Origin of the sequence: uncultured Demequina sp. (assembly GCF_913055775.1) — a bacterium.
Lineage (GTDB): Bacteria > Actinomycetota > Actinomycetes > Actinomycetales > Demequinaceae > Demequina.
In genome coordinates, this window is record NZ_CAJXJX010000010.1 from 24,320 (window position 1) to 34,477 (window position 10,158).

At 70.3% G+C, this 10,158-nt stretch carries 9 protein-coding genes; 5 read left to right on the top strand and 4 right to left on the bottom strand.

The genetic code is table 11. From position 1 onward, the window contains the following. The first annotated feature begins 31 nt into the window (after window positions 1-31). The 4 genes from QZ483_RS01970 to hisH all read left to right on the top strand — a co-directional run bounded on the left by QZ483_RS01970 (window position 32) and on the right by hisH (window position 3,063). A complete protein-coding gene (locus QZ483_RS01970) occupies window positions 32-1,126 on the top strand; it encodes a histidinol-phosphate transaminase (protein WP_297081305.1) in 1,095 nt (364 codons plus the stop codon). Further along, window positions 1,123-1,734, top strand: a complete 612-nt coding sequence (gene hisB / locus QZ483_RS01975) for an imidazoleglycerol-phosphate dehydratase HisB (RefSeq protein WP_297081306.1) — start codon at window positions 1,123-1,125, stop codon at window positions 1,732-1,734. The genes QZ483_RS01970 and hisB overlap by 4 nt, the downstream gene beginning before the upstream one ends. Next, window positions 1,731-2,330 (top strand): hypothetical protein, encoded by a 600-nt coding sequence (locus tag QZ483_RS01980; protein WP_297081307.1) that lies wholly within the window; start codon window positions 1,731-1,733, stop codon window positions 2,328-2,330. The genes hisB and QZ483_RS01980 overlap by 4 nt, the downstream gene beginning before the upstream one ends. A gap of 76 nt (window positions 2,331-2,406) precedes the next feature. Beyond that, window positions 2,407-3,063 carry an imidazole glycerol phosphate synthase subunit HisH gene (gene hisH, locus QZ483_RS01985; protein ID WP_297081308.1) on the top strand — a complete coding sequence of 219 codons (657 nt, stop codon included), beginning with the start codon at window positions 2,407-2,409 and terminating at the stop codon, window positions 3,061-3,063. 275 nt (window positions 3,064-3,338) lie between these two features. On the opposite strand, the gene QZ483_RS01990 is transcribed toward hisH, so the two are convergent. Both QZ483_RS01990 and QZ483_RS01995 read right to left on the bottom strand, forming a co-directional pair. Beyond that, window positions 3,339-4,073 (bottom strand): cation transporter, encoded by a 735-nt coding sequence (locus QZ483_RS01990; RefSeq protein WP_297081314.1) that lies wholly within the window; start codon window positions 4,071-4,073, stop codon window positions 3,339-3,341. Then, a complete protein-coding gene (locus QZ483_RS01995; RefSeq protein ID WP_297081309.1) occupies window positions 4,073-4,435 on the bottom strand; it encodes a helix-turn-helix transcriptional regulator in 363 nt (120 codons plus the stop codon). Before QZ483_RS01995 ends, QZ483_RS01990 begins: the two co-directional genes overlap by 1 nt. A gap of 149 nt (window positions 4,436-4,584) precedes the next feature. On the opposite strand from QZ483_RS01995, the gene priA reads away from it, so the two are divergent. After that, complete coding sequence (gene priA, locus QZ483_RS02000) at window positions 4,585-5,322, top strand: bifunctional 1-(5-phosphoribosyl)-5-((5-phosphoribosylamino)methylideneamino)imidazole-4-carboxamide isomerase/phosphoribosylanthranilate isomerase PriA (RefSeq protein WP_297081310.1); 738 nt, start codon at window positions 4,585-4,587, stop codon at window positions 5,320-5,322. Between the two features lie 190 nt (window positions 5,323-5,512). Here priA and QZ483_RS02005 read toward each other — a convergent pair whose 3' ends face one another. Together QZ483_RS02005 and QZ483_RS02010 are read right to left on the bottom strand one after the other, a co-directional pair. Then, the gene (locus tag QZ483_RS02005; RefSeq protein WP_297081311.1) at window positions 5,513-8,926 is read right to left on the bottom strand and encodes a glycosyl hydrolase 53 family protein; all 3,414 of its coding nucleotides are present in this window, start codon (window positions 8,924-8,926) and stop codon (window positions 5,513-5,515) included. Window positions 8,927-8,989: 63 nt separating this feature from the next. Beyond that, a partial coding sequence (locus QZ483_RS02010; protein ID WP_297081312.1) for a glycosyl hydrolase 53 family protein occupies window positions 8,990-10,158 on the bottom strand: 1,169 nt, incomplete at its 5' end.

Here is a 10,158-nt window from a genome sequence, read left to right on the forward strand (position 1 = left end):
GCTGTCCGTGCCCGCCACTAGACTTCCAGCCATGACTCTGCCCCTGCGCCCGGAACTGATCGGCCTGGAGCCGTACGGCGCGCCTCAGCTGGACGTGACCGCGCGCCTCAACGTCAACGAGAACCCGTACGCGCCGCCGCCGTCCGTCGTGGATGCGATCACGCAGGCGGTCCGCAAGGCGTCGGAGAGCCTCAACCGCTACCCGGATCGCGACTTCACGGGCCTGCGGGCGGATCTCGCTCACTACCTCGAGGTCGAGAGCCGCGTGGACTTCGTCGAGGTGCGCAACATCTGGGCCGCCAACGGGTCCAACGAGGTGATGCTGCACCTGCACCAGGCCTTCGGCGGCCCGGGCAGGAAGGTGCTGAGCTTCGCGCCCACGTACTCGATGTACCCGGAGTACGCGCGCGACACGATCACCGAGTACGTGACGCTGCCGCGGCGCGAGGACTTCCACCTGGACCTGGACGCCGCGCAGGCCGCGATCCGCGAGATCCAGCCCAGCCTCGTGATCGTCGCGAGCCCCAACAACCCCACCGGTACGGCACTGAGTTTGGACGAGGTGCGCGCGCTGCTCGCCGCCGCGGATGACGTCGACGGCGGCTGCGTGGTCGTGATCGACGAGGCCTACGCGGAGTTCCGCCGCGCGGGCGTGCCCAGCGCCGCCACGATCATCCCGGAGCACCCGAACCTCGCGGTGAGTCGCACCATGTCGAAGGCCTTCGCACTCGCGGGCGGGCGGCTGGGCTACCTGGTCGCGCACGAGCCGCTCATCGACGCGCTGCGTGTGGTGCGCCTGCCGTACCACCTGAGCGACGTGACGCAGGCGGTCGCGCGCGCTGCGCTGGCGCACCACCGGGAGCTGCAGGCGCAGGTGGATGAGATCCGCGCCGAGCGAGACGACACCGTCGCGTGGCTGCGCGAGCAGGGCTACACGGTCGCGGACACGGACGCCAACTTCGCGCTGTTCGGTCCGTTCGAGGACCGTGAGAGAGTGTTCGAGGGGCTGCTGTCGCACGGTGTGCTGATCCGTGTCACGGGTCCCGAGGGTTGGCTGCGGGTGTCGATCGGCACGCCGCAGGAGATGGCGCTGTTCCGCAGCGCGCTAGTGGAGGTCACGGCATGAGCGAGGCAGGGGCCCGCACCGGCCGCATCGAGCGGGAGACGAGCGAGTCGAAGGTGCTGGTCGAGCTCGACCTCGACGGCACCGGTGCCACGGAGATCAGCACGGGCGTGCCGTTCTACGACCACATGCTCACCGCCCTGGGCAAGCACTCGCTCATGAACCTCACCGTGCAGGCCACCGGCGACGTGCACATCGACAGCCACCACACGGTCGAGGACGTCGCGATCTGCATCGGCGAGGCTCTCAAGCAGGCGCTGGGCGACAAGGCCGGCATCTCCCGCTTTGGCGACGCGATGGTGCCGCTCGACGAGGCCCTCGCGCAGTGCGTCGTGGACGTCTCCGGGCGCCCCTACTTCGTGCACGTCGGCGAGCCGGTGGGTCAGGCGACGCACCTGATCGGCGGCAACTTCGCGGGCTCGCTCACGGGCCATGCGCTCGAGTCGATCGCGCACCACGCGGGCATCTGCGTGCACATGCGCGTGCTCGCGGGCCGCGACCCGCACCACATCGTGGAGGCGCAGTTCAAGGCGCTGGCGCGCGCCCTGCGGTCGGCGGTGGCGGCCGATGCGCGGGTTACCGGGATTCCGTCCACGAAGGGCGCGCTGTGACGCAGGAGAGCAACGACGGGGACTTCGAGGTCCCCGATGACCTGTCCTCGCTCGCCGACGCGAAGCCGATGGGGGAGTCCGGCCCGCACATCGAGAACGACACCGTCGCGCTGTTCACGCCCATTCAGAACGGCCGGGTGCTCGCCGCGGTGTGCGCGCTCAACAGCGTGCACGGGCAGGCGCTCGAGACCTCCGCGGGAGCGTTCGTGGTGGTGGACGACACCTCTGCGGGGGCGGTGGACGCCGCAGCGCAGGCTGTCAGCGGCTTCGTGAAGACGCAGCCCATCCTCGCGATGGAGCGCCGGGCGGGGCAGATCACGATCCACCGGTGGATGGCCGGCACGAAGGGCGACACGCTGCCGCCGGGGCTCGCCCTCGACCAGGCGCCTGGCGTCATCACGACCCTCATGGCCGGCACCCAGACCATCGACGAGCTCGCCGCGACCCACCCCGGGAAGGTCTTCGACGCCCGCATGAGCCGCATGGCCGCGTTCAAGGAGCTGCGCAAGGCCTCGAAGGAGGCCAAGAAGCAGTACAAGGCGATGGAGAAGAACAAGCGCGACTCGGATCCGGACCCCAGCGGTTCTGAGGGCTGAGCCCCTCGCCGGGTGCGGCGAGTGCGCCACCCGACCCCCGCATCGGCCCTCCTCGCGCCGCCTCTAGACTGTCTGCGTGACTTTCCCCCTCGTCTGCGTCCTCGATTACGGCTTCGGCAACGTCCGCTCCGCGGTGCGCGCCGCCGAGCATGTGGGCGCGCGCGTGGTGCTCACCGACGACCGCACCATCGCGGAGAACTGCGACGGGCTGATCGTGCCCGGCGTGGGCGCGTTCGAGGCCGTGATGACCGGACTCAAGGGCGTGCGCGGCGAGCAGATCATCGGGCGCCGGCTGTCCGGCGGGCGTCCTGTGCTGGGCATCTGCGTGGGCATGCAGGTGATGTTCGAGCGCGGCGTCGAGCACGGCGTCGAGTCCGAGGGTCTGGACCAGTGGCCCGGCACCGTCGAGAAGCTGCAGGCGCCCGTGGTGCCCAACATGGGCTGGGCGCCGGTGGATGTGCCTGAGGGATCGACGCTGTTCGACGGGATCGAGGACGAGCGCTTCTACTTTGTGCACTCGTACGGCGCGCGCGAGTTCCCCCTCGGCACCACGGAGGACACCGGTCGCTTCCGCGCGCCGCTCGTGACGTGGTCCGAGGCCGGTTCGGAGGGCAGTGCGGACCGGTTCGTGGCCGCGGTCGAGAACGGGCCGCTGGCCGCGACTCAGTTCCACCCGGAGAAGTCCGGCGAGGCGGGGCTGCAGCTGCTGCGCAATTGGGTCGCGACCCTGTAGCACGCCCGACTTCAGGGTCTCGATACCCCCATCACCGCGTGCTCGACTCGGTTCGAGGCAACTCAGGACTTGCTTCTGCGCGATGCGTGCCGCACGAGGCACGTGAGGGTCATTGCGGCCGGCCAGTCCCGCCTTGCGGGACGGCTCCTCGCACCGGGTGACGCTGGCTCGGCCCACGATGCACCGTGAACCTGAGTTGCCTCGTGACACCGGGTTGGGCCGGAGGCGTAGACCTCAGTTGCCTAGGAGAGCAGGCAGGGGGTGCGGCGGCGGAGCTAGTCGCAGCAGTCGGCGGGTGAGCCCAGATCGACGCGGTGGCGGTCGGTGGCGCATGAGTCGCAGCACGGCTCCTCGGCCTGAACCTTCCCGCTCAGGAGGGCGCCGGACGTTGCGCAGCACGCGTCGCCCTTCCACGCCTCGCGGCCCTCGCGCACGGCGAAGCCCGCAATGACCAGCGCAGCGAGCGGATCTGCCCACCACCATCCGAGCGTCGAGTTCAGCACGAGCCCCACCAGCAGCGCCGCGGACAGGTAGGAGCAGATGATCAGCTGGCGCGAGTCCGCGACGGCGGTGGCGGATCCCAGCTCGCGGCCCGTCCGGCGCTCGAACCACGCCGCCGTGGGCATGACCGCGAGCGACACCGCCGCGAGGACGATGCCCACGGTGGAGTGCTCGGGCGCCGCCGCGCTCAGCAGCACGCGAACCGCGTCGACGGTGACGATCAGCGCGAGCGCGAAGAACGCGCCGGCGATCAGCCGCATGGTGAGGTGCTCCCGCTGGCGGGGGTCCGGCGCGGCGAACTGCCACGCCACGAATGCGGCGGAGGCGACCTCGACTACGGAGTCGAGCCCGAATCCGATCAGCGCGCTCGAGGATGCCAGGGCGCCCGCGGACAGCGCGATGATCGCCTCGATCACGTTGTAGGCGATGGTCGCGGTGACGATGATGCGGACGCGGCGACGCAGGACCGCGGTGCGAGCCGCAGTGAGGACGGGAACAGTGGCGGCCATCAGCAGGTGCACTCCGGTCCGTCGCAGCACGTGGGGTCCAGCGTCACGGTCATGGCGAGAATGGCCTCGAGTGCGGTCGCAAGCGAGGCGTCGGCCAAGGAGTAGTGCGCGTGGCGCCCGCGGCGCTCGGCGACGACGAGACCGCAGTCGCGCAGGCACGCGAGGTGGTTCGACATCGACTGGCGACTGACGTCGAGCTCGTCGGCGAGGTCCGCGGGGCAGTGGCTGCCGTGGCGCAGCGCGAGCACGATCGCGGCGCGCGTGGGGTCCGACAGTGCGTGTGCGACGTGCGCGACCGCGCGGGTGTGCGAGGGCTCGGCGCACCGGATGTGGTCCGTGGCGTCCGCGGTGATGGTGCTCATGCCGTTCAGATTAGTACACGAAACGATGAACTATCGACCTGGGCGCAGTGCCGCGAACGCCCCAACACAGCGGTAGCCTGGGAGCCGCACAGGCGCCGCGCCGGGAGACCTCACCCGCGCATCGGCCCTCCCCACACGAAAGCGAGACCATGACCGCCACCCGCCGCCTCGAGCTCCTCCCCGCCGTCGACGTCGCCGACGGCCAGGCCGTCCGCCTCACGCAGGGCGAGGCTGGCACCGAGACCGGCTACGGCGATCCCCTCGCGGCCGCGCAGGACTGGGTGAACGGCGGCGCGGAGTGGATCCACCTGGTGGACCTGGACGCGGCCTTCGGGCGCGGTTCCAACGCGGCGCTGCTCGAGCGCGTGGTGAAGTCCGTGGACATCAAGGTGGAGATGAGCGGCGGCATCCGCGACGACGAGTCGCTCGAGGCCGCGCTCGCGACCGGGTGCGCGCGCGTGAACATCGGCACCGCCGCGCTCGAGAACCCCGAGTGGACCGCTGCCGCGATCGCCAAGCACGGCGACCGTGTGGCCGTGGGCCTCGACGTGCGCGGCACCACGCTCGCCGCCCGCGGCTGGACCCAGGATGGCGGCGACCTGTGGGACGTGCTCGCGCGCCTGGACCGCGAGGGCTGCGCCCGCTACGTGGTCACGGACGTCAAGAAGGACGGCATGCTGTCCGGCCCTAACACGGGCCTGCTCATGGACGTGTGCGAGGCGACGGACGCGCCGGTCGTGGCGTCCGGTGGTGTGTCGAGCCTCGAGGACATCGCCGCGATCCGCGCCATCACCGACTTCGGCGTCGAGGGCGCGATCGTGGGCAAGGCGCTCTACAACGGCAACTTCACGCTGCCGCAGGCGCTCGACGTCGCCGGCCGCCCCTAGTCGAAGCCTCTGCTACCTGAGCGAAGTGGGCCCTTTTCGCTCGCCTAGGCGCTTAGACGAGCGAATCGGGCCCACTTCGCTCGGGAAACTGACGGTGACGGCGCGCCGACGGGCCGATGCGCGGGCCCGCCGACGCGCCGCGTGGCGCGCCGCCCCGGGGGGAGGCGGCGCGCCACCGGGCGTCCACGCCTCAGTCGGCGACGGTGCAGGCACCGCCGTTCAGCGTGAACGCCTCGATGGGCAGGGCGCCCGCGTCACTGTGCCCGATGAACCCGAACGTCACTGACTGTCCGGGCCGGATGACGGAGTTCCAGATGCGGTTGCTGACCGTCACGTCCGCACCGGTTAGGCTCTCGCGTCCGCTCCACAACTGCCAGATCTCTTCGTCGCCGGCGAACGACCACTCCAGCTCCCAGCCGCGCACCGTCTCATCCCCGGTGTTGGTGATCCACACCTGGGAGATGAACGCGCCGCGCCACTGACCGTGGACGGTGTAGTCGATCGCGCACACCGGCGGGTTGACGAGCGTGAGCCCGTCAAGCGCGGCGAGCACCTCTGCCGTCACCGCGTCGACGGTCTCCTGCGTCGACGCCGATCCGGCGAGCACGATTCCGGCCCTCTCGACCGCCAGGTCGAGAGCTGCGAGGGAGTCGTCGGTGTACAGGGGCCGGTCGACGGCGCCCGCATCGGCCACGGCGGCCTCGAGGGCAGACATGTCCGCGACCGTCTCCTCGACGCTCACCAGCGAGAAGGCGTCGACGAAGCCCCAGTCGCCATCATCCGGCGTTCCGCGCGCTCCGACCACCACCTGCGCACCCTCGGGCACCTCGAGGACGAGGGACTGCTCGTCCCACGTCTGCCAGCCCGTCAGCGTGAGCGGGACCGTGGTCTCGACCCCGTCGATGCTGGCCACCAGCGAGACCGGAGCGGGATCGCCCACGTCGCTGCCGCCCATCGCCGCACCCGTGAGCAGGTACGAGCCTGCGGGCAGGTCGACCTCCTGGAGCGCGGTGAAGGTGTAGGGCTGTGCCTGCACGTAGAAGCCGAGCGTGAAGTCACCCTCGTCACCGTCGGACCCCGCCGGTCCCCGGACCCAGTAACTGCCGTCATCTCCTGGCCACGGGTCGGCCACGAGTGACCAGGGGGCCACATCGGACACCCCGTTCTCGAAGCCGGGGTTGGCGATCCAGTTGCGCTCGACGACCGTGATGGTGGCCACGGCCGGCCAGCCGGACGCGGTCACACCGGCGACCTCGTACACGCCGGGACCCGCGACGAGGTCGAGCACATCGCTCCACGTCACGGACTCGGTCGTGGTCGAGTCGTCGTACGCGACCAGGGTCACCTCGGAGGGCAGCGCGATCGGGTCGCCATCCACGACGGTGAGCTCGACGGGCTGGACGGTGGGATCGGGGATGGTCCCGTCTCCCTCCTCGAGGCCGTCGATCGCCGCGCGCAGCGCGTCCGTCGCGGCATCCACCGCGGCCTGGCTCGGCGCGGATGCGCCGAGGATGAACGACGCGCGCGCCATGGCCCGGTCGAAGGCCAGCAGCGACACGGCCGTCCAGCCATCTCGACTGACGCTCTCGCCCTCGGCGTGCACGGCCTCGAGCGCAGCTGTGTCGGCGTCGATCACCGGGACCACCTCGATGAGCTCGAACTCATCGATGGTGCCCCAGGCCTCGCTGGTGAGCTCAAACGTCGCGGAGACCGTGACGGTCTGGCCCTCGGCGACCGTCACGACCGGGGTCCGCGGCTGCTGCCAGCCCTCGTAGCCCGTGAGCACGAACGGCGCCGATGCGCTCGAGATGCCCGAGGACAGCGTGATCGCCGTGGACTCACCGTCGACAGCCGCGCGACCCTGGGCCCACGCGGACAGGCGGTAGTCGCCCGCGGGCACGCCGGTGATCGCCTGCGAGATCGTGAACGAGAACTCGTCCCCGGCGAGGTACCAGTGCGTGGACCGCGATCCCTCGCGCGGGTCGTCAGGAGCACTGATGGTGTAGCCGGTCCCCGTTCCGGTCCACGGCGAGACGCCGTCCTCGAAGCCCGGGTTCACCACCCAGTTCTGTCCATCGGTATCCGAGTCGAGGACGGTCACGACCGCCTCGGCATCGAGTCCCTCGGACGTGGTGCCCGCGACCTCGTAGGTGCCAGCGCCCTGGATCCATGCGGGCTGGGCCGCCCACGTGACGGTCTGCGTCTCGGTGGTGCCGTCGGTATAGGACACCGCGACATCGGTCGGCAGCGCCCAGGTCTCGCCGTCGACCACGGTGATGGAGGGCGACTCGACGGCATCGACGTCACGCGGACCGATGGTGCCGTAGCGAACGTAGTCCCATACGCGCAGCGACTCGAGAGGGTAACCGTCGTGGTCGAACATCGCCTGGTTGTCCCAGCCGGAGCCACCGTAGTTGGCCGCCGCATCGGCGCTGTAGTCGGACGCGTGCGAGGACGCCCAGCCAGAGCCGAACTCCTCCCACAGCAGCTGGTTGCTCGCCAGCTCCTCGGGCGGGCCTACGGGCAGCCAGGCCGGCTCCCAGTAGAAGACTCCCAGCCCTGCCTCGCCCACGTTCGCGACCGCCTCGATGACGTCGCGGACCGCCAGCGCCTGCCCCTGAACAGACGTCGAGTACTGGTCGTATGCGGTGCGGATGTTGTTGGGGTAGCCGTCGCCGTCCTCGAGCGTGTACGCCCACGAGGTCTCCGCGACGATGACCTCCTTGCCGTAGTCCGCGGCGACGCCCGCGAGCTGGCTCGTGAGGTTCTCGAGCGTGCCATGCCAGTACGCGTAGTACGAGGATGCGAAGACGTCGTAGTCGATGGGCTGCACGCCATCGGTCGCCGGGTCGGTGTCGTAGGTCGCGAGCTGCTCCGCGAGCCAGCCAAAGTTCTGGCGCTCGGGATTGGTGAAGTGGATCGCGATCTTCACGTCCTCACCCAGAGCGTCGCGCACCCCGCGCGATGCCGCGTCGAACAGCACGCCGGAGTCAGGCCACGACGTCTCTGCGAGCAGCAGGCCGGAGTTCTCGTTGCCGATCTGCACCATGCCGATGTCGACGCCCGCATCCGCCATCCCGGTCAGCGTGGCGACGGTGTAGTCGTACATCGCCTCGGCACGCTCCTCGAGCGTGAGGCCCTCCCATGCCTTGGGGAGCGGCTGCTGACCGGGGTGGGCCCAGAAGTCCGAGTAGTGGAAGTCGACGAAGACCCGCATGCCTGCGGCGGTGGACCTCAGGCCGATCTCCGTCGCGCGCTCGGCGTCGACGGTGCCGCCGCCGTAGCCGTTGCCGTCCGCGTCGTAGGGGTCGTTCCAGACGCGGATGCGCGACCAGTTCACGCCCGCCTCGGCCATCACGTCGAACACGTCGGCCTCGTTGCCGTCGAAGTCCCGGAAGGTGACGCCGGACTCCTCGAGCGACAGGATTGAAGACGCGTCAACGCCGTTCATGAAGTCGTCCGCAAGCCCCTCCACCTGCGGAACGGTGATGCCGGCTTCGACCGGCTCGTCGGCTGCCACGGCGGCGGAGCTCAGGCCCGCCACCCCCAGCGCACCGATGGCTGTCACGGCTGTGACCGCTCCCAGACTGCTTCGCATTCTCATGCGATCCTCCTTGTTGATCACCATCGATCTCCCCCACGCCGCCGGATGCGGCGCACGGTCCTGCTACGCGTCGCTCAAAATCAGAGCGACGTCGTCCACAAAGCCCCAGTCCTCCGCGCCCATCGATCCCACGATGCTCACGGTCGCCTGACCATCCGACCCGACCACCGCATCGGCGATCTCGCCGGTGAACCAGGCCTGCCAGCCGTTGAGCTCGAGGGGCGCAGTCCACTCACCCTCGGAGGTCGCGACCACCAGGGTGAGCTCGTAGCCGTCCGCTCCCGCATCCTCGCCGTGCACGGCGACGCGCGCGGCGTAGTCGCCGGCGTCGAGCCCCTCGACGGACTGCTCGATCGTGAAGCCGTAGTCCGCATCGGACCAGAAGTTGAGCACCCGCTCGCCCATCGCCGCCTGCGGGTTGTCGTCGACGACGGCGAAGGTCGCGGCATCGGAGTCGAGCACCCACATCGACAGGTCCTCCTCCTCGAACGAGCCGTTGAGGAGGTCGTTCAGCGGGCGCACGGTCACGAAGGCGAGCACGGCGTCCCCGTCGGCGGTCTCGCCGGGGACCTCGAACGTCCCGAGCTCGCCTTCCGGGATCCCCGACGTGTCCCACGTGACATCCACGTCAGTCTCGGAACCGTCGTTGTAGCGCACCGCGACCTGCGCGGGCATCTCGAGCGCCGCACCGGCCTGGGCGTCGACCTGAGGCGACGCGATCTCCATCACGGCGAGCGGGGCGCTCGCGCCCGTCCGCACATAGGTGAACACCCGCAGCGAGTCGAGCGGCGTGCCGTCGCCGGCGAACAGCGCCTGGTTGTCCCATCCGGAGCCGCCCCAGTACTGACCGGCGTCCTCGGGGTCGTAGGCGCCGGCGAAGCTGGTCGCCCAGCCCGATCCGTCGCGCTCCCACAGCGCCTCGTTGGCGGCGGCGTCTTCCGGCGGGCCCACCGGAAGCCAGGCGGGCTCCCAGTAGTAGACGCCCATGCCCGCGCCGTCAGGCACATCGGCGACGGCCTGAACCACGTCGCGGAACGCCAGCGCCTGGCCCTGCGGGCTCACCGGGTAGGCCGTGGCCTCGGCGGGCTCGCCGATCACGTTCGCCGAACCATCCAGGTCGTCCAGCGTGGAGGCCCACGAGGTCTCGGCGACCATGACCTGCTTGCCGTAGGTGGTCGCGATGCCGCCGAGAACCGATGTGAGGTTCTCGAGACTGCCGTGCCAGAACGGGT